The sequence below is a fragment of the Cellulomonas sp. P22 genome, assembly GCF_044392165.1.
The window spans coordinates 329,608-348,507 of record NZ_JBISBW010000002.1 but is presented as its reverse complement, the minus strand read 5'-3'; the positions used below and the strand labels follow the sequence as shown (position 1 = coordinate 348,507).

Sequence of the window (18,900 nt, the reverse complement as noted above, 5' to 3'; positions counted from 1 at the left end):
CCGGTCGTTCCCCCTCCGCAGTCAGGTGCGGTCGCCTAGGTTCGCCCCGTGGCCCCACTCCACCAGCGGTCGGAACCAGGTCCCGCGCCCCGTCATGCGCGGCGGCAGCGCAGCCACGCGGTCGCGCGGGGCGTCTCTCTGGGGCTCACGGCTGTGCTCGTCGGGGTGGGAGGTGCGGCGACGGGTGTCGCGGCACGGCTGGGCGGGAACATGACGCACGTCGACATGGTGGGCCTGATCGCCGAGCCGTCGTCCACGCCGAGCAGCGCGGGCCTCGACGACCCCGGCGCGGGGGCAGCGGTCACCATCCTGCTGCTCGGCTCGGACCAGCGCGACGGCGAGAACGCGGCGATCGGCGGCGAGGCCGACACGATGGCGTCCGACACCGTGATCGTCGCCCACCTCTCCGCCGACCGGTCACGGGTCGAGCTCGTGTCCATCCCGCGTGACTCGATGGTGCGCATCCCCGCCTGCTCTGCGGTGGACGGCTCGACGTCCAAGCCTCGGGAGCGTGGCCAGTTCAACGAGGCGTTCGGGATCGGGTGGGACCTCGGTGGTGACCTCGGCACCGCGGCGGCGTGCACGGCGAGCACCGTCACGGAGAACACGGGCGTGCGGATCGACCATGTGGCCGTGGTCGACTTCGCGGGGTTCCAGCAGATGATCGGCGCGATCGGCGGGGTCGACATCTGCATCCCCGTGCCGATGAAGGACCGCTACACCGGGCTGGACCTCGGGCCCGGTGACCAGCACCTGAACGGTGTCGTGGCGACTCAGCTCGCCCGTTCCCGGCACATCGAGGGGACCGACGGCTCGGACCTCAACCGCATCGGCAACCAGCAGCGCCTGCTGTCGGCCGTGCTGGGGGAGGTGCTCGCGAAGAACGTCCTGACCGACGTCCCCGAGCTCCTGTCGTTCCTGTCGGCAGCGACCAGCTCGCTGACCACCGATAACGATCTCGACGTCCGGCGGATCGCCGGGCTCGGGTACAGCATGCGCGGCATCGGCAGGGAGCAGATCACGTTCATGACGATCCCGAACGGCCCGGACCCCGCCGACCACGACCGGGTCGTGTGGACCGACGAGGCCGACGCGGTGTGGGCCGCCATGGCGCAGGACCTCCCCGTCGTCCCGGCCGACGAGACCGCGCCGCCACCGGCCACCGACGTCGCCCCGGCGCCTGCGACGACCAGCACGTCGCCAGCCCTCGGCACGTCGCCGTCGCCCACGACCGCACCCGTCGCTCCCGTCCCGGTGCCAACGCAGACGAGGTCCGCGGGCCGCGAGCCGTTCACGGGCGCCGACGTCACCGCCACCTGCGAGGCCTGAGCGCGCGGGATCCGACTCCCGCCGCGCGTCGCCGGACCGGCTACCGCTCGTCGAGGAGCGCGTCGATCGCCGACCTGACCTCGGGCGCGCGATCCCGTTTGATCGCCACCAGCGGTGAGTCCCCGCCGAGGTGCGGGTTCGCGCCCAGGAACCAGGCACGCGCGGCAGCGTCGCCCCGGGCACCCGCGACCTGCGTCCAGGTCCGGTGCGCGAGCCGCAGGCGTCGTGCGGCGTCCGGTCCCGGGACGGACCCACCGGGTTCGGCCCACTCGGCCGCCTGCTGCTTGCTCGTGGCCCCTGCGACGGCCGCGACGTATGTCGGGCCCAGCGCGGCGACGAGCTCGTGCGCAGCGGTCCGCGCGGCCGAGTCGCGGGTCGCCAGGACCCGACGGATGGCGTCCTCCGGGTCACCGGCCTCGCGTGCCGCGTCGACCGCGTCCTGGAGGTCGGACTCGGCCTTCTCGGCGGCGGCGACCGCACGCCTGATCGTCTCGAGGCGTGCATCGGCGGGCGACAGCCCGGTCACGTCTGGCATCCGCCCATCGTCCCACCCGCCCGGGACGTCCCGGGCAGGTGGGCGGGAGATGTGCCCGGACGGTGAGTGCGGCTAGCCCGCCGCCGCGGGTCGGCCCAGCTGGGGCATCAGCTGGTAGTCGGTGAAGCCGAGGCGGTTGCCCCATGGGTCGGCGATCTCGACGACCCATCCCGTCCGGATCGCGAACGGGGGAGCGAGGAGCGGCACGCCGCTCGCCGCGAGCTGCTCGGCGGCTGCACGCGCGTCGGCGACCTCGAACCACACCTTGTGCCCGCCGGGGTCGGGCGACTCCACGACCCCCACGCCCAGCCCTGGCGTCTCGTGGCCGATCTGGAACAGGACGGTCCCCATGGCGTCGAAACGCTTGGCCACCGGCAGCCCGACGACCCGGCTGTAGAAGTCGATCGCCTCCTCCAGGTCACCGACCTGCATGAACACGTTGTCGAACCCCAGGACGTCCATCGTGCCCCCGCCTCGTCGTCGCCCACGTCTTGCGTGGGGCGTGCGGCCAGGTTAGGGACGATCTCGGGAGGGGATGCGAGCCCTAGGTCCCCCGCCGTGCCCGTTGGTCCCCGTCGTCGGCGTCGACCCCGGCACGCTCGTCGGCCGACCCGGCACGGCCGGCACGACGGCCTCTGGCCGTAGCTGGCGGAAGGCCATCACGGCGCCGAGCGCGAGCGCGACGGCCGCGACGACGAGTGCGAGCTGGAGGCCGTCGGTGAAGGAGAGCGCCGTGGACCACGAGATGGCCCGCGGGACGTCGGCCGAGGTCGCGATGCCGCCGGCGCCTCCCGCCGTCGCGGTGTCGAGGACATGACGGGCGACGGCGTCGGGTACCCCGGCGTCGGCGAGCCGCTGAGGGAGCACGGACGCGAGCCGGACGGTGATGAGGCTGCCCATGACCGCGACCCCCGCCACCCCACCGAGCTCGCGGGTGGCGTTGGTGGCGGCCGAGGCCATCCCGGCGCGGGCTGCCGGCACGCGGCCCATCACGGCGATCGTGATCGGGCTGAAGGACATCCCCATGCCGGTGCCGATCAAGGGGAGCGCCCACCAGAAGTCGGCGTAGCTCGAGGTCGCGCCGGCGCGCGAGAGGATCGCCACACCCGTCGCGCAGAGCGAGAGACCGATGACCAACGGGGGCCGCGGCCCCCACCGGGCCGCCATCCTGCTCGCGACCGGCGCCGCGAGCATCACGACGGCCGTCAAGGGGAGCGAGGCGATCCCCGCGCCGGCCGCCGACCAGCCGAGCACGGACTGCATGTAGAGACCGAGGTAGCTGAGCACGCCGAACATCCCGAAGCTCACCACGAAGCCTGCCAGGGTCGCGCCCGCGAAGATGCGGTCGCGGAACAGCCGGACGTCGAGCATGGGTCGCTTCGCGCGCAGCTCGACCGGGACGAAGAGCGCGAGACCGACAGCGCCGACGGCTGCGCTGCCGAGCACGGTCGGAGACGTCCAGCCGCGGCTCGGCGCCTCGATCAGCGCGAAAACCACCCCCGCGACCCCCGCCGTCCCCGCGACCTGTCCCAGCAGGTCGACGCGACCCCCATGGCCGTCGTCGTGCGGCAGCACCCGCATGCCCAGGACCAGGGCGGCGACGCCCACGGGGATGTTGATCCAGAACGCGCTGGCCCACCCGAACGCGGTCACGAGCGGCCCACCGATCGCGGGGCCCAGGGCGAGCCCCAGTGCCGAGACCCCGCTCCACGTGCCGATCGCGCGAGCGCGCTCCACCTCGGAGACGAAGGTCACGCGCAGGATCGCGAGCGACTGCGGAGTCAGGAGCGCCGCCCCGACCCCTTGGACGACACGTCCCGTCACCAGGACCGGGAGCGTGCCCGCGACGGCGCACCCCAGCGAGCCCGCCGTGAACAGCGCGAGACCGCCGAGGAACAGCCGTCGGCGGCCGACGCGGTCACCGAGGGTGCCTCCCAGCAGGAGGAGCGATGCGTACACGAGGCTGTAGCCCTCCATGACCCACTGCAGGCCGGTCATCCCGGCGTGGAGGTCGGTGGAGATGCTGGGCAACGCGTTGCTGACGACGACGTTGTCCAGCATCGACATGAAGAGAGCGAGGCACAGGGTCGCCAGGATGAGCTGGCGCCGACGGGCGGTGGAGGAGGGCAACGGCTTCACCTAACGGTGTTAGTTGATTGAACGAGGAGACGTTCCCACTAACGGTGTTAGATTGCAAGGGACCAATCAGAGAGGCGTGCGGCGATGACCCCCAGACCTCGGGCCGGACGTGACCAGCCCGCCCTCACCCAGGACGTCCTCGTTCAGGCGGCGCTCACCGTCCTCGAGCGTGACGGGCTCGATGCGCTGTCGATGCGGCGCGTGGCGAGCGAGCTCGGTCTGCAGGCCGCCTCGCTCTACTGGCACGTCCGCAACAAGGAGGAGCTGCTGGATCTCGTGGCGGACGCCGCGCTGGCGGGCCTGGACCTGTCGGTCGTCGAGGGCGACTGGCGCGCGCAGGTGCGGGTGCTGGCCCACCGCTACCGGGCCCTCCTGAAGTCCCGGCGCGACGTCCCGAGGCTCATCGCCGGCCGCTTCGTCGTCGGCCGTCACTCCTCCGTGATGATGGAGCACGTGCTCGGCATCTTCCGGTCGGCTGACTTCAGCCCCGGGGGCGCCGCGGCCGCGATGTACCTGACCTCCGTCACCTACGTGCAGGGATTCGTGCTCCAGGAGATGAACCCGATGCGCGCGGTCGAAGCGATGGGCGGAACCCCCGTCGAGGCGATGGCGGATGTCTCCGCCGAGCTCGCCGACCTCCCCCCCGAGGCGTTCCCGCACCTCGCCGAGGCGTCGCACTACCTCACGACGATGGACCTGGACGAGAGGTTCGACTGGGGACTCGAGTGCATCCTCGACGGCCTGGCGCTACGGGTCACCGGCTCGCAGCGATCGCCGTGACCCCACGGTCCAGCGCCTCGCTGGCCGATCACCGGCGGCCCTGTGCGCTGTGCGTGAGCGAGCGGATCTGACCCAGTATCAGCTCGCGCATGCGGTCGGGCTCAGATGCAGTCATGTGGGCTGCGGGCTGCGTATCGAGGCAACGCGTTTGGCACCGGCAGTGGGTGCGCCACGATGGCCAGCTGTGATAAACGCCACCCCAACGCCGCCGCCCGGGGAGCACGCGCCTACTTGCACGCAGCGCAGAAGACGACTCGCGACGTCGTCGGGGGGAGGGCAGGCGCCTGCTCGAACGGCGGAGCGCGATGGTCGACCGCCTCGGCTTGCGCACACCCTCCCGAGTCCGCTGCGGGAGGCGGCTGGTCGGGGCCCTCTGACGAACCGTCCCAGTCCGGCCCACGACGTCGACGACGCCGTGGAACACTCCCGGCATGAGTGTCGCGGTCGACTTCGCCACCCTGGGTCTCGGCAGTGACCTCCTTCGTCGCCAGACCGGCCACGTGGAGGACCCCCTCGCGTCCCCCAGGCGTGCACTCGACGACCTGCAGACACGAGTCGACGCCGTCCGCCGACACCTGGGCGACCGGTGAACCGCCGTCAAGACGCCGCGCAGCAGAGTCCTGCCCGCGCCATCCGCGTGACGTGCGACCGGGCGACCGCGCGGGGAGTGGTCGCGAACGAGCTGCAGCGGCGCGGCTACCGCGAAGCCGATTCCTGCCCGACGGCGTCCGGCGGCGAGCTGGTCCGGTTCCACTGGAGCAGTCCGCTGCGGGAGGCGGTCGACGACGTCCTCGCGATCTCTGTGCTCCGCAGCAAGCTCATCGGTGGTCCGCACGGCTTCGGGGTCGTCACGGTCGACCTCGATGGCGTAGCCCCGAGCACCGTCGTCACGGTCGCCCTGAGAAAGGGCGTCTACCACGCGACCACGGTGCGCGAAGTGATCGACAGCGCCATCGCGGCCTTCGCTGAGGCGGGCACGCTCGCCGATCCGGGCGTGGCGATCAGCTCGCTCGACCTGCCGCCTGCCTGACCGGTGAGCCCGGTCGTCCTCCTTCGGTGCCCCGAGTGGGATTCGAACCCACACTGGATCGGGTTTGAGCCGAACGCCTCTGCCGATTGGGCTATCGGGGCCAGGAGAAGGCTACCGCGCACGTGAGCGCCTGTCGGGCGACCGTCTGGGGGGTCGCGCGCAGGTCGGTGAGGTCTGCGTCACGCGAGGTGGCGTCTCGTCCGGCCACGTCAGGCGCCGCGCGGCATTAGGCTGACGCCGTGAGCACGAATGAGGACGACGCGAGCACGACCCCCAGCACCGACGAGGCTGCGGCCCCTCTGGACCTGACGACGGCCCCTGCCGCGTCGACCCAGGACGAGCCGGAGGCCCCCAAGGCGCGGCCGGCCCGGCGCGCGGTCGTCGCTGAGGACGAGGCCCTCATCCGCATGGACGTCGTCGAGACGCTGCGCGACGCGGGCTTCGAGGTCGTGGGCGAGGCGGGCGACGGCGAGACGGCCGTGCAGCTCGCGCTGGAGCTCAAGCCCGACGTCGTCGTGATGGACGTCAAGATGCCCGTGCTCGACGGCATCTCGGCCGCGGAGCGGATCGGCAAGGCGCACGTCGCCCCGGTCGTGCTGCTCACGGCGTTCTCGCAGACCGAGCTCGTCGAGCGGGCGCGTGACGCCGGCGCGATGGCGTACGTGGTCAAGCCGTTCAGCCCGGCCGACCTGCTGCCCGCGCTCGAGATCGCGATCTCCCGGTACGCGCAGATCACCGCGCTCGAGTCGGAGGTCGCCGACCTCGCTGAGCGCTTCGAGACCCGCAAGCGCGTCGACCGCGCGAAGGGGCTCCTCATGACGAAGATGGGCCTGACCGAGCCCGAGTCGTTCCGCTGGATCCAGAAGACGTCGATGGACCGCCGCCTCACGATGCGTGAGGTCGCGGACGCCGTCATCGAGCAGGTCGGCGGCGGCAGCGACTGACCTGATCGGCCTCGAGCCCGGATCGCCCGTCACGGGTGGTCCGGGCTTTGTGTCGTCCGGGTGACTTTTCCTCGCTGTGTTTGGTCACAAATCGGCCACAACCTTCTCCGGGGGGTCCCAGGTCACATTGCCGACACAAAGGATGGCTACGTTTCCCGCACTCAGTTCGATCCGCCGACCATCCGTGGCCGCGCGGACCCGTAGCCGAAGGGGTACCACGCATGACTCGTGTGACGCATGGATTCCGGTTCGCCGCCCTCGCAGGTGCGCTCGCCCTCGCCCTCACCGCGTGCTCCTCGGACGCTGAACCGGGGGCTTCCGAGTCGGCAGATGGGGGTGGTTCCGCCGACGCGCTGGTGATCGGCTCGCTGCTCCCGCAGACGGGCTCGCTGGCCTTCCTCGGCCCGCCTGAGATCGCGGGGGTCAACCTCGCGATCAAGGAGATCAACGAGGCCGGTGGGGTGCTCGGTCAGGACGTCGTCATCGAGCACGCCGACTCGTCCGACGCCGACCACGCCGAGGTCGCGACCCAGTCGGTCACGGACCTGATCGGCAAGGACGTGCAGGTCATCATCGGCGCCGCGGCGTCCGCTGTCACGCGCAACGTGGTCGACGACATCACCAACGCGGAGATCGTGCAGATCTCGCCGGCGAACACCGCGACCGACCTGTCGGGCAAGGACCCGTACTACTTCCGCACCGCGCCGTCGGACCTGCTCCAGGGTGCCTCGCTCGCGAACCTCATCCTCAACGACGGCTACTCGAACGTCGGGGCCCTGGTCTTCAACGAGGACTACGGCACGTCGCTGCGTGACGTGCTGAAGTCCACGGTCGAGGGCGCCGGTGGCACGATCACCTACGGCAACCCTGGCGAGGAGTTCGACCCGACCGAGCAGAACTACAACACGATCGTCAGCAACGTCCTGGCGACCAAGCCCGACGCGATCGCGATCATCGCGTTCGCCCAGACCGAGCTGATCGTGCCCGAGCTCGTCGCCCAGGGCTTCGACACCTCCAAGCTGTACTTCGTCGACGGCAACCTGTCGGACTACAGCAAGACGTTCGCGCCGGGCACGCTCACGGGCGCTCAGGGCACGCTGCCCGGGGCCTACCCGGACGACGACCTCAAGGCACGGCTGCTCGCGGTCGACCCGAACCTCAAGGACTTCTCGTACGCGGCCGAGTCGTACGACGCGGTCGTCCTCGCGGCTCTCGCTGCCGTCAAGGGTGGCGCGACCGACGGACCGACCATCCAGAAGAACCTGGCGGCCGTCTCCGGGGCCGACGGCGGCACGAAGGTCAAGACCTTCGCCGAGGGCGTCAAGGAGCTCGAGGCGGGCAACGAGATCGCCTACCAGGCCCTCTCGGGGGCCGGGCCGTTCAACGACAAGAACGACCCGTCGAGCGCCTTCATCGGGATCTACCAGTACGGCGAGGACAACACGTACACCTGGATCAAGGCCGAGTTCGGCGAGCTCTGATCCACTCTCCCTGGGGGTGCCTGCGGGCGCCCCCAGGGAGCGGGTGGCACACGAAGGGGCCGGGCGGTCAGACCGCCCGGCCCCTTCGTGTGCGTGCTCGTGTGTGCGTGCTCGGGCCGTGGGCGGCCCGAGCAGCTCAGCGCGGTGTGTCGGGGGAGTCGCCCGCGTCGCCTGCCGGGTCGGTCGGCTCGACCGTGTCCGGGCGGTCGGTGGCGTCCTGCGTGCCCGGGTGACCCGCGGTGCCGGCTGCGGTCTCCACGTCAGCTGCCAGCGTGCCGAGGTACAGCTCGATCACCTTGGGGTCGTGCATGAGGTCGCGGCCCGGTCCCGAGTACGCGTTGCGTCCCTGGTCGAGGACGTACGCGCGGTCGCAGATCTGCAGGCAGCGGCGGGCGTTCTGCTCCACGATCACCACGGACACCCCGGCCCGGTTGATCTTGCGGGTGCGCAGGAACGTCTCGTCCTGCCGCACGGGTGACAGGCCCGCGGAGGGCTCGTCGAGCAGCAGCACCGACGGGTCCATCATGAGCGCGCGGGCCATCGCGACCATCTGGCGCTCGCCGCCCGAGAGCGACCCGGCGCGCTGCCGACGGCGGTCACCGAGGGTCGGGAACAGGTCGACGATGAACTCGAAGCGCTGGGCGAACAGGCGGGGCGCCTGGAACACGCCCATCTGCAGGTTCTCCTCGATCGTGAGCGAGGGGAAGACGTTGTTGTTCTGCGGCACGAAGCCCACGCCGCGGCGCACGAGCGAGTCGGCGCGGTGGTTGGTGATGTCCTCGCCCTTGAGCACGACGGTGCCCGAGCGGATCGTCACGAGACCGAAGAGCGCCTTCAGGAGCGTCGACTTGCCGGCACCGTTGGGCCCGATGATGCCGACGAGCTCGCCGGGGTGCACCACCAGGTCGCAGCCGCCCAGGATGTCGACGCCGGGCACGTAGCCGGCGACGAGACTGGTGGCGGTGAGCAGGGCCTCGCCGGTGGGGGCGCCGCGGTGCACGTCGCTCGCGGTGACGGGTGCGGGGGACCCGGGGTCGGTGCTCATCGCTGCTCCTCCTCGGCCTGCGCCTCTGTCTCGAGCTGGTGGGTCACGTCGTCCTCGAGCAGCCGGTCGTCGCCCAGGTCGGTGTCGTGGTGCGCGCCGAGGTAGGCGTCGATCACCGCCTGGTCCTGCATCACGGACTCGGGCGGCCCCTCGGCGACGATCCGCCCCTCGGCCATGACCACGACCCAGTCCGAGATGTGCCGCACCATGTGCATGTCGTGCTCGACGAACAGCACAGTGGTGCCCTCGTCGCGCAGCGCCTGGATGTGGCCCAGCAGCGACTGCGTGAGCGCGGGGTTCACGCCGGCCATGGGTTCGTCGAGCATCACCATCGTCGGGCGGCTCATGAGCGCTCTGGCCATCTCGAGGAGCTTGCGCTGCCCGCCCGAGAGGCTGCCCGCGAAGTCGTCCTTCTTCTCGAGCAGCCGGAACCGTTCGAGCAGCTCGAGGGCCTGCGCGGTGATCTCGTCCTCGCGCGTGCGCCACAGCGCGGGCACCAGGGCGGCGAACAGGTTCTCGCCGTTCTGCCCCGTCGCGCCCAGGCGCATGTTCTCGATCACCGTCATGCGGGACAGCGCCTTGGTGAGCTGGAACGTGCGCACCATGCCGGCCTGGGCGACCTTGGCCGCGGGCACCCGCGCGAGCGAGCGGCCCTCGAACGACCAGGTCCCGGTGTCGGGGCGGTCGAAGCCGGTGAGCAGGTTGAACAGCGTGGTCTTGCCCGCACCGTTGGGCCCGATCAGTGCTGTGATCGCGCCGCGCTGGACCTGCAGCCGGTCGACGTCGACGGCCGTCATGCCGCCGAACGTCCGCGTGACGTCCTCGGCGACGAGGATCGGGTCGGGCTTGGCGGCGCCGGGCACACGCTCGACGTCGGCCAGGGCGAGGGTGGCCGGCGCGGGGCCGGGGGTGTCAGCGGACATCGATCGCCAGCTCCTTGCGGTCGCCGAGGATTCCTTGTGGTCGGAAGATCACGAGGAGCATGAGGGTCACGCCGACGAGCACCCACCCGAGCATCTCGATCTGCTCGGTGCGCAGCACGGTCGAGGGGATCACGTCGCGCAGCACGGTCTTGACCAGCATGAGCATGGTCCACAGCAGGATCGAGCCGAGCACGGGGCCGAACACTGTCGCCGCCCCGCCGAGCAGCAGGATCGTCCACACGTAGAACGTCATGGGCCGGCCCATCGAGTCGGGCTGCACGGCCCGGGGCAGGGCGTACACGATGCCGGCGACGGCGCCGATCGCGCCGCCGACCACGAGGGCCTGCATCTTGTACGCGTAGACGTTCTTGCCGAGCGAGCGAACCGCGTCCTCGTCCTCGCGGATGCCCTTGAGCACGCGGCCCCAGGGGCTGTTCATCCACCGCCACACCACGAAGCACGCGATGGCGACGAGCGCCCAGCCGACGATGCGGACCCACCAGCTGTTCGAGAAGTTGGTCGAGTACGACCACGGGCCGATCGCGAAGTTCCCGTCGGGCAGCGGCGACAGGTGCTGGAACGAGCCCTTGAAACCGTCGCCCGAGATGCCCGCGTTGCCGCCGGTCAGCCCGGTGAGCGACGTGGACCGCCCGACCATGCGGATGATCTCCGCCGCGGCGATCGTCACGATCGCGAGGTAGTCGCCCCGCAGCTTGAGGGTCGGCACGCCCAGGATCAGCGCGAAGACCACGGCGCACGCGAGGGCGACGAGGAACGCGGCCCACACGGGCCACCCGGCCACGGAGGCGATCGCGTAGCCGTACGCGCCGAGCAGCATGAAGCCGGCCTGGCCGAAGTTGAGCAGCCCGGTCATGCCGAAGTGCACGTTGAGCCCGATCGCGGCGAGCGCGTACGCGGCGGTGGTGGGGGCGATGATCTCGCCGGCGACGTTGGTGAGGATCTGCTGCCAGTCCATGGGTGGCCTCCGTCAGCCGATGCGCTCGGCCTGGCCCAGGATGCCCTGGGGCCGGACGAGCAGGACGAGGATGAGGATCACGAGCGCTCCCGCGTACCGCATGTCGGACGGGAGGATGAGCGTGGAGAGCTCGACGACCAGGCCGATGACCACCGACCCGACGAGCGCGCCGAACGCGGTGCCGAGGCCGCCCAGCGTGACGGCGGCGAACATGAGGAGCAGGATCGCGCCGCCCATGTTCCAGTTCGTCGCGTTGAAGTACAGGCCGAGCAGCACGCCGCCGAGCGCCGCGAGACCCGCGCCGAGCGTCCACACGATCCGCACGATGCGCTCGACGGTGATGCCCGAGGCGGCCGCGAGGGCCGGGTTGTCGGAGACGGCCCGGGTCGCGCGACCGGTGCGGGTCGCGACGAGGAAGTAGGCCACCGCCCCGATCGCGACGATCGCGATGGCCGCCGAGGTGAGCGACTGCTGCGTGAAGAGCATCGGCCCGATGCGCACAGGTTTCGGGTTGGCCGTGACGATGCGCAGCGGGCGACCGCCGAGGAAGAACTGGAACGTGTACTGCAGCGCCATCGACAGGCCGATCGTGACGATCATCTGCTGCGTCGTCCCGATGCGCCGCTTGCGGAGCTGGTGCCATATCCCGGCGTCCTGGAGCCACCCGGACGCTGCCCCGAGCAGCACTGCCGCGATCCCGGAGACCAGCAGCGGCAGGCCGAAGGTCTGGCACCCGACGTACGCGAGCAGCGCGCCGAGCGTGACCTGCTCGCCGTGCGCGAAGTTGCTCAGGCCCGTGGTGCCGTAGATGAGCGAGAGCCCGACGGACGCGAGGGCGAGCAGCAGGCCGAACACGAGGCCGTTGACGCCCTGCTGGAGCACGCGCTGGGCCGTGATGCCCCCGGGCTTCCCCCCGGTGTCGGCGGGTGCCGACGGGTCCGTGCCCGTCCCGGTCGTCGGTGCCGCGCTCGCGCCCCCGGTCGAGCCCCCGGTGGGCGCCCCGAGCGGGAACAGCGCACCTGCGCTCGCGCCCAGCCGGACCGTGACGGTCCGGGGGTTGCCGGCCGGGTCGCGCAGCGACTCACCGGCGGGCAGCGACGCCTCGTCGAGGGTCACCGTGTACTCGCCTGCGGCGGTGACAGCTGCCGCCCAGCGGCCGTCCGCGTCCGTCGTCGCCTCGACGCTCTGGCCGCCGCCCTCGATCGTGAGGAGGATGTCGGGTGCTCCCACGCCTGCCGCGGTCCGGATCGTCCCCCCGACGCACCCGGTCGCCGGGTCGGCGGCGCACACAGCGCCCGCCGCCGCGGCGGGACCCGCGCCCAGCAACGCGACCGCCGTCGCGACGAGGGCGACGAGGGTCGGGCCGAGGAGGGCGCGGACCCGGTGCCTGGTCCGTCCGTGCGTCGAGCTGGTGAATCGGTCCGGTGACGCTGCTCGGCGCACTGGGACCTCCGTCCGGTCGGTTCGGTCGGGTTGGTTCACGATTCTCGGCGTGGTACCGAGCGGTGCGCGGCTTCCGAGTGGGGAGGAGACTAGGAGCGGATTGTGTCGGGTGCATTACGCACGCGGCGACAGCATCACGCACGAAACCGCCAGGATTCACCATTTGGGGTGAATGTCGGCGCGGCGCGCTCGACGCGACCGGTTCTCCGACCTGCGGACTAGGCACAGCGCGTTGTCTTTGTCATGATCGGACCGCGCGACGGTCGACGGAGCCCCGCGCCCGACCACGAGACACGACAGGAGGCCGACGCAGGTGCGCCCAGGTGCTCAGGTACGACCCGCCGAGCCCGACGACCTGGCGGCTCTCGTCGAGCTGTGCCTCGAGGCGAGGACCGAGTCAGCGGTCGGTGCGCAGCTGTGCAGCGACGACGCGGCGCGGCTGCGCGACCAGCTCGGCACGCTGCTCGCCTCGCGCGGTGGTCAGCTGCTCGTCGGGTTCTTCGAGGGCGAGCCCGCAGGGCTGCTCCTGGCCCAGGTCGTCGGCCCCGGCCCGTTCACCGATGTCGTGAGCCTGACGCTCGAGGCGATCTACGTCGCACCGCGCGCCCGGCGGCGTGGTCTCGGTCACGCGCTGATGATCGGTGCGCTCGAGGTCGCCGAGGCCGCCGGGGCGACCGAGGTGTACGCCGCACCGCTTCCCGGCGCCCGTGGCATGCAGCGCTTCTTCGTCCGGCTCGGCTTCGTCCCCGCGGCGGCGCACCGGGTGGTCAGCACGAGCGCGCTCCAGCGTCGCCTCGTGGGCGAGACGGCCGGTGCGCAGGCACGCCGCTCCTCGGGCCGGGGGCTCGAGGACCTGATCGCCCGGCGCCGTCAGGTCCGGGCGTCGGCGCACGGCGACGTGGTCGGGAGCAGCGCCGTCCAGGCTGCGGCGAGCGCTCAGCTGCGCCGGTCGTCCATCAGCATGCAGGTCAGCCGCGCGGTGCAGAGCCGCCGCGACTCGGAGTCCTCGACCACGATCTCGTAGGTCGCGAGGGTCGACCCGAGGTGCACAGCCCTCGCGGTGCCCGTCACGGTGCCCTCCCGCGCGGAGCGGTGGTGCGTCGCGTTGAGCTCGATGCCCACGGCGATGCGACCCGGACCGGCGTGCGCCGCCGCGGCGAACGACCCGAGCGTCTCGGCGAGCACGGCCGACGCGCCACCGTGCAGCAGGCCGTAGGGCTGGGTGTTCCCGTCCACGGGCATCGTGCCCACGGCACGCTCAGGCGCCACCTCCAGGATCGTGATGCCCATCCGGGCGATGAGGGTCTGGTCCAGGGGCGGCAGGCCGTCGACGTCAGTCATGCCCGATAGGTTGGCACCTGTGAGCGACGTTCAGCCAACTGCCGACCAGCCGACCGCCCCCGACGCCGCGACAGCGTCCCCCTCGCCGGCCACCGGCCCCGCCCGGCTGCTGCTGATCGACGGCCACTCGATGGCCTACCGGGCGTTCTTCGCGCTCCCCGTCGAGAACTTCTCGACGACGTCGGGCCAGCCGACCAACGCGGTGTACGGCTTCACCTCGATGCTCACCAAGATCCTCGCCGACGAGGCCCCCACGCACCTGGCCGTCGCGTTCGACCTGGGCCGCACGACGTTCCGCACCGAGCGCTACCCGGCCTACAAGGGAACCCGCGACGAGACGCCCGCGCCGTTCCGTGGTCAGGTGCCGCTGATCCGCGAGGTGCTCGAGACCATGCGGGTCCCCGTGATCGAGAAGGAGAACTACGAGGCCGACGACGTGCTGGCCACGCTCGCGACCCAGGCGCGCGCGGCCGGCATGCAGGTGCTCGTGTGCTCGGGCGACCGGGACGCGTTCCAGCTCATCAACGAGGACGTCACTGTGCTGTACCCCATCCGGGGCGTGTCCGAGCTGACCCGCATGACCCCCGAGGCGGTGCAGGCCAAGTACGGCGTGGGCCCTGGGCAGTACTCGGACCTGGCCGCGCTGGTGGGCGAGACGAGCGACAACCTGCCGGGTGTCCCGGGCGTGGGCCCGAAGACGGCGGCGAAGTGGATCACGGCGTACGGCGGTCTCGAGGGGATCATCGCCGCGGCCCCGTCGATCACGGGCAAGGCCGGTGAGTCGCTGCGCGCGAACCTCGACCAGGTCATCCTCAACCGTGAGCTCAACCACCTGCTGACCGACCTCGAGCTCCCGGTCGGACCGGCCGACCTCGCGGTGCGACCGTGGGACCGCGAGGCCATGCACCGGGTGTTCGACGCGTTGCAGTTCACCGCGCTGCGCGAGCGGTTGTTCGCGGCCATGCCGGGCGAGGCGGCCGAGCCCCTCGCCCCGGGAGCGAGCATCGACCTGGTGACGCTCGAGCCCGGCACGCTCGGCGACTGGCTCGCCCAGCGAGCAGGTCGTCCCCTCGGGATCGACGTGCGCGGCACCGTGCGGCCGGCCGCAGGCGACGCGTGGGGGCTCGCGATCTCCGACGACGCGAGCGAGGCCGTCTCTCTCGACCTGACGACGCTCACGCCCACCGACGAGCAGGCGCTCGCGACGTGGCTCGCCGACCCCGAGGCCCCCAAGGTGGTCCACGGCGCGAAGGCCGCGTGGCACGCGCTCACGGGCCGTGGGCTCACGCTCGCGGGCGTCGTGTTCGACACCGAGGTCGCGGCCTACCTGTGCCACCCCGACCAGCGCTCGTACGACCTGCCCTCGCTCGCGGTGCGGTTCCTGCACCGGGAGCTCGACTCGGCGTCGGGCGTGCAGGCCGCGGGGACGCAGGGCGCGCTCGACCTCGAGCTCGACGGCTCGGACGAGGACCGTCAGGCGGCGGGTCGCGCCGCCGCGGTCCGCGAGCTCGCGGACGTGCTCGCCGACGAGCTCGACGACCGCGGCGCCGGACGCCTGCTCGCGGACCTCGAGCTGCCCCTCGAGGACGTGCTCGCGCGCATGGAGCACCGCGGGATCGCGGCCGACACCGACTACCTGCGCGAGCTCGAGAAGACCTTCGACGCGCAGGTCCAGACGGCCGCGACCGAGGCGTACGACGTGATCGGGCGCGAGGTGAACCTCGGGTCGCCCAAGCAGCTCCAGGAGGTGCTGTTCGACCAGCTCGGCATGCCCAAGACCAAGAAGATCAAGACCGGGTACACGACCGACGCGGCGAGCCTCGCTGACCTGTTCGCTCGCACCGAGCACCCGTTCCTGGCGCACCTGCTCGCGCACCGCGACGCGATCCGGCTGCGTCAGACCGTCGAGGGGCTGCTGCGCTCGGTCGGCGACGACGGGCGCATCCACACCACCTTCCAGCAGACCATCGCGGCGACGGGCCGGTTGTCGTCGACCGACCCGAACCTGCAGAACATCCCGATCCGCACCGAGGCCGGCCGGCAGATCCGCCGGGCCTTCGTGGTGGGTGACGGCTTCGAGACGCTGCTGACGGCCGACTACTCGCAGATCGAGATGCGGATCATGGCGCACCTCTCGGGCGACGAAGGGCTCATCGAGGCGTTCCGCTCCGGAGAGGACCTGCACAACTACGTCGGCTCCCGAGTGTTCTCGGTGCCGACCGACGCCGTCACCTCGGCGATGCGCTCGAAGATCAAGGCCATGAGCTACGGGTTGGCCTACGGGCTGTCGTCGTTCGGCCTCTCGAAGCAGCTCAACATCGAGGTGGGGGAGGCGGCCCGCCTGATGGAGGACTACTTCGCGCGGTTCGGCGGGGTGCGGTCCTACCTCACGGGGGTCGTCGACGAGGCCCGTGCGACGGGGTACACCGCGACGATCATGGGCCGGCGCCGCTACCTGCCCGATCTCACGAGCGACAACCGGCAGCGCCGTGAGATGGCCGAGCGGATGGCGCTCAACGCGCCGATCCAGGGCAGCGCGGCAGACCTCATCAAGGTCGCGATGCTGGGTGTCGAGAGCGAGATCGCCCGACGTGGGCTGCGGTCGCAGCTCTTGCTGCAGGTGCACGACGAGCTCGTGCTCGAGGTCGCCGCGGGGGAGCGCGCCGAGGTCGAGGAGCTGGTGCGTGCCCAGATGGGCTCGGCCGCCGATCTGCTGGTGCCGCTCGACGTGTCGGTGGGCGCCGGGGTGAGCTGGCACGAGGCGGGGCACTGACCTCCGACCGCGGGTGAGGCACCGACAGGCCGCCGGGCGTCCCGGCGGCCTGTCGCATCTGTCACGAGATGCGTGACTTCACCCGTGACGTGCGTCACAGTGGGTCGCGGTGGCGACGGTGCCACCCCGAACCGCGGAGGCAGCCCCATGTCCGATGTGGCAGAGCATCACGACACCCGACGTGAAGAGACCGACTACGAGCGCGTGCAGCGGTCGCCCGAGTTCCAGGCCCTGCGACACCGGTTCCGCCGGTTCGTGTTCCCGATGACCGCGCTGTTCCTCACCTGGTACCTCGTGTACGTGCTGCTCGCCGACTACGCACACGGCTTCATGAGCATCCGCGTCACGGGCAACATCACGGTCGGGCTGCTCCTGGGCCTCGGCCAGTTCGTCTCGACGTTCGCGATCACGATGATCTACGCGCACTGGGCCAACACGCGCCAGGACCGGGTCGCCGCCGAGCTCCGCCGCCAGATCGAGGAAGGGGACCTGGCATGAGGCCCGCGGCGGTCGCGGCCGAGGCCGTGAGCATCGGCAACCCCGCGGTCAACATCGGGATCTTTGTCGCGTTCGTCGCGGTGACGCTCGTCGTGGTGTTCCGCGCCTCGAAGTCGAACCAGAGCGCGGCCGACTACTACGCCGCGGGCCGCTCGTTCACCGGCCCGCAGAACGGCACCGCCATCGCGGGGGACTACCTGTCCGCGGCGAGCTTCCTGGGCATCTGCGGCGCGATCGCGGTCAACGGCTACGACGGGTTCCTGTACTCGATCGGCTTCCTCGTCGCGTGGCTCGTCGCGCTGCTGCTCGTGGCCGAGCTCATGCGCAACACGGGCAAGTTCACGATGGCCGACGTGCTCTCGTTCCGCCTCAAGCAGCGCCCGGTGCGGATGGCCGCAGCGCTCGCGACCCTCGCGGTGGTGTTCTTCTACCTGCTCGCCCAGATGGCCGGCGCCGGCGGGCTCGTCGCGCTGCTGCTCGGCATCGACGGGGTCGCGGGCCAGAGCGTCGTCATCGCCGTCGTCGGGGCGCTCATGATCCTGTACGTGCTGGTCGGCGGCATGAAGGGCACCACGTGGGTGCAGATCATCAAGGCCGTGCTCCTGATCATCGGGGCGGGCGTCATGACGATCTGGGTCCTGGCGAAGTTCGGCATGGACTTCTCAGCCCTGCTGCAGGGGGCCATCGACACGGCGGGCCCCGGCGGCGAGGCGCTCATCGAGCCGGGCAAGCAGTACGGCGCCACGTCGCTGACCCGCCTGAACTTCCTGTCGCTCGCGCTCGCGCTCGTGCTCGGCACCGCGGGGCTGCCGCACGTCCTCATGCGCTTCTACACGGTGCCGAGCGCCAAGGAGGCGCGTCGCAGCGTGGTCTGGGCCATCTGGCTCATCGGCATCTTCTACCTGTTCACGCTCGTGCTCGGCTACGGCGCCGGGGCGCTCGTCGGGCCCGACGTGATCCGGGCCGCACCCGGCGGGGTCAACTCCGCGGCGCCGCTGCTGGCGTTCGAGCTGGGCGGCACGGTGCTGCTGGGCCTCATCTCGGCGGTGGCGTTCGCGACGATCCTCGCGGTGGTGGCCGGCCTGACGATCACGGCGGCGGCGTCGTTCGCGCACGACATCTACGCCTCGGTCATCAAGGACGGGAAGGTCGACCCGGACAAGGAGGTGCGGGTCGCGCGCATCACGGTCGTCGCGATCGGGCTGCTCGCGATCGTCGGCGGGATCTTCGCGAACGGCCAGAACGTCGCGTTCCTGGTCGCGCTGGCGTTCGCGGTCGCGGCCAGCGCCAACCTGCCGACCATCCTCTACTCGCTGTTCTGGAAGAGGTTCAACACCTCGGGCGCGCTGTGGAGCATGTACGGCGGGCTCGTCTCGTGCCTCGTGCTCATCGCGTTCTCGCCCGTGGTCTCGGGCAAGGTCGACCCGGTCACCGGGCTGAGCCTGTCGATGATCAAGGACACGTCGGTCGACTTCCACGTCATCCCGCTCGAGAACCCGGGCCTGATCTCGATCCCGCTCGCGTTCCTGCTCGGGATCGTCGGCACGTTGCTCTCCAAGGACCGCGCGGCCCCGGCGAAGTTCGCCGAGATGGAGGTGCGCTCGCTCACGGGCGCCGGCGCCGAGAAGGCGACGGCGCACTGAGGCGGACGGTGCGCGGTGCG

At 71.4% G+C, this 18,900-nt stretch carries 17 protein-coding genes and 1 tRNA gene; 9 read left to right on the top strand and 9 right to left on the bottom strand.

Annotated features, from left to right (window positions below):
- Positions 1-153 precede the first annotated feature (153 nt).
- Positions 154-1,329, top strand: coding sequence for an LCP family protein (locus tag ACGIF2_RS02370; protein WP_396043054.1), 1,176 nt, complete (start codon positions 154-156; stop codon positions 1,327-1,329).
- 40 nt (positions 1,330-1,369) lie between these two features.
- Here ACGIF2_RS02370 and ACGIF2_RS02365 read toward each other — a convergent pair whose 3' ends face one another.
- The 3 genes from ACGIF2_RS02365 to ACGIF2_RS02355 all read right to left on the bottom strand — a co-directional run bounded on the left by ACGIF2_RS02365 (position 1,370) and on the right by ACGIF2_RS02355 (position 3,994).
- Positions 1,370-1,864 (bottom strand): hypothetical protein, encoded by a 495-nt coding sequence (locus tag ACGIF2_RS02365; protein WP_396043052.1) that lies wholly within the window; start codon positions 1,862-1,864, stop codon positions 1,370-1,372.
- A gap of 72 nt (positions 1,865-1,936) precedes the next feature.
- Entirely contained in the window at positions 1,937-2,326 is a 390-nt protein-coding gene (locus tag ACGIF2_RS02360) for a VOC family protein (RefSeq protein ID WP_396043050.1), read from the bottom strand.
- A gap of 51 nt (positions 2,327-2,377) precedes the next feature.
- A complete protein-coding gene (locus tag ACGIF2_RS02355) occupies positions 2,378-3,994 on the bottom strand; it encodes an MFS transporter (protein WP_396043048.1) in 1,617 nt (538 codons plus the stop codon).
- A 93-nt stretch (positions 3,995-4,087) separates the two neighbouring features.
- Between ACGIF2_RS02355 and ACGIF2_RS02350 the strand changes: the two genes are divergently transcribed.
- Together ACGIF2_RS02350 and ACGIF2_RS02345 are read left to right on the top strand one after the other, a co-directional pair.
- On the top strand, positions 4,088-4,783 hold the full coding sequence (locus ACGIF2_RS02350) for a TetR/AcrR family transcriptional regulator (RefSeq protein ID WP_396043046.1): 696 nt from the start codon (positions 4,088-4,090) through the stop codon (positions 4,781-4,783).
- Between the two features lie 586 nt (positions 4,784-5,369).
- Positions 5,370-5,813 carry a hypothetical protein gene (locus ACGIF2_RS02345; protein ID WP_396043044.1) on the top strand — a complete coding sequence of 148 codons (444 nt, stop codon included), beginning with the start codon at positions 5,370-5,372 and terminating at the stop codon, positions 5,811-5,813.
- Positions 5,814-5,840: 27 nt separating this feature from the next.
- On the opposite strand, the gene ACGIF2_RS02340 is transcribed toward ACGIF2_RS02345, so the two are convergent.
- A tRNA-Leu gene (locus ACGIF2_RS02340) sits at positions 5,841-5,914 on the bottom strand.
- Between the two features lie 204 nt (positions 5,915-6,118).
- On the opposite strand from ACGIF2_RS02340, the gene ACGIF2_RS02335 reads away from it, so the two are divergent.
- Positions 6,119-6,757 (top strand): ANTAR domain-containing response regulator, encoded by a 639-nt coding sequence (locus tag ACGIF2_RS02335; RefSeq protein ID WP_396043352.1) that lies wholly within the window; start codon positions 6,119-6,121, stop codon positions 6,755-6,757.
- 221 nt (positions 6,758-6,978) lie between these two features.
- The gene (locus tag ACGIF2_RS02330; protein WP_396043042.1) at positions 6,979-8,238 is read left to right on the top strand and encodes an ABC transporter substrate-binding protein; all 1,260 of its coding nucleotides are present in this window, start codon (positions 6,979-6,981) and stop codon (positions 8,236-8,238) included.
- 136 nt (positions 8,239-8,374) lie between these two features.
- Here the strand turns inward: ACGIF2_RS02330 and ACGIF2_RS02325 are convergent, their stop codons facing one another.
- The 4 genes from ACGIF2_RS02325 to ACGIF2_RS02310 are packed head-to-tail and all read right to left on the bottom strand — an operon-like array spanning position 8,375 to position 12,412.
- Complete coding sequence (locus ACGIF2_RS02325; protein ID WP_396043040.1) at positions 8,375-9,283, bottom strand: ABC transporter ATP-binding protein; 909 nt, start codon at positions 9,281-9,283, stop codon at positions 8,375-8,377.
- A complete protein-coding gene (locus ACGIF2_RS02320; protein ID WP_396043038.1) occupies positions 9,280-10,206 on the bottom strand; it encodes an ABC transporter ATP-binding protein in 927 nt (308 codons plus the stop codon). The genes ACGIF2_RS02325 and ACGIF2_RS02320 overlap by 4 nt, the downstream gene beginning before the upstream one ends.
- Positions 10,196-11,182, bottom strand: a complete 987-nt coding sequence (locus ACGIF2_RS02315) for a branched-chain amino acid ABC transporter permease (protein ID WP_396043036.1) — start codon at positions 11,180-11,182, stop codon at positions 10,196-10,198. Before ACGIF2_RS02315 ends, ACGIF2_RS02320 begins: the two co-directional genes overlap by 11 nt.
- A gap of 12 nt (positions 11,183-11,194) precedes the next feature.
- Positions 11,195-12,412, bottom strand: a complete 1,218-nt coding sequence (locus ACGIF2_RS02310) for a branched-chain amino acid ABC transporter permease (RefSeq protein ID WP_396043034.1) — start codon at positions 12,410-12,412, stop codon at positions 11,195-11,197.
- Between the two features lie 526 nt (positions 12,413-12,938).
- On the opposite strand from ACGIF2_RS02310, the gene ACGIF2_RS02305 reads away from it, so the two are divergent.
- Positions 12,939-13,649, top strand: a complete 711-nt coding sequence (locus ACGIF2_RS02305) for a GNAT family N-acetyltransferase (protein WP_396043032.1) — start codon at positions 12,939-12,941, stop codon at positions 13,647-13,649.
- Here ACGIF2_RS02305 and ACGIF2_RS02300 read toward each other — a convergent pair.
- On the bottom strand, positions 13,562-13,966 hold the full coding sequence (locus ACGIF2_RS02300; protein ID WP_396043030.1) for a PaaI family thioesterase: 405 nt from the start codon (positions 13,964-13,966) through the stop codon (positions 13,562-13,564). The genes ACGIF2_RS02305 and ACGIF2_RS02300 overlap by 88 nt on opposite strands.
- On the opposite strand from ACGIF2_RS02300, the gene polA reads away from it, so the two are divergent.
- The 3 genes from polA to ACGIF2_RS02285 all read left to right on the top strand — a co-directional run bounded on the left by polA (position 13,965) and on the right by ACGIF2_RS02285 (position 18,880).
- Positions 13,965-16,739 (top strand): DNA polymerase I, encoded by a 2,775-nt coding sequence (gene polA, locus ACGIF2_RS02295; RefSeq protein ID WP_396043028.1) that lies wholly within the window; start codon positions 13,965-13,967, stop codon positions 16,737-16,739. The two genes, ACGIF2_RS02300 and polA, sit on opposite strands and share 2 nt — an antisense overlap.
- Before the next feature lie 147 nt (positions 16,740-16,886).
- The gene (locus ACGIF2_RS02290; protein WP_396043026.1) at positions 16,887-17,237 is read left to right on the top strand and encodes a DUF485 domain-containing protein; all 351 of its coding nucleotides are present in this window, start codon (positions 16,887-16,889) and stop codon (positions 17,235-17,237) included.
- Positions 17,234-18,880 (top strand): cation acetate symporter, encoded by a 1,647-nt coding sequence (locus ACGIF2_RS02285; protein ID WP_396043024.1) that lies wholly within the window; start codon positions 17,234-17,236, stop codon positions 18,878-18,880. The genes ACGIF2_RS02290 and ACGIF2_RS02285 overlap by 4 nt, the downstream gene beginning before the upstream one ends.
- Positions 18,881-18,900 lie beyond the last annotated feature (20 nt).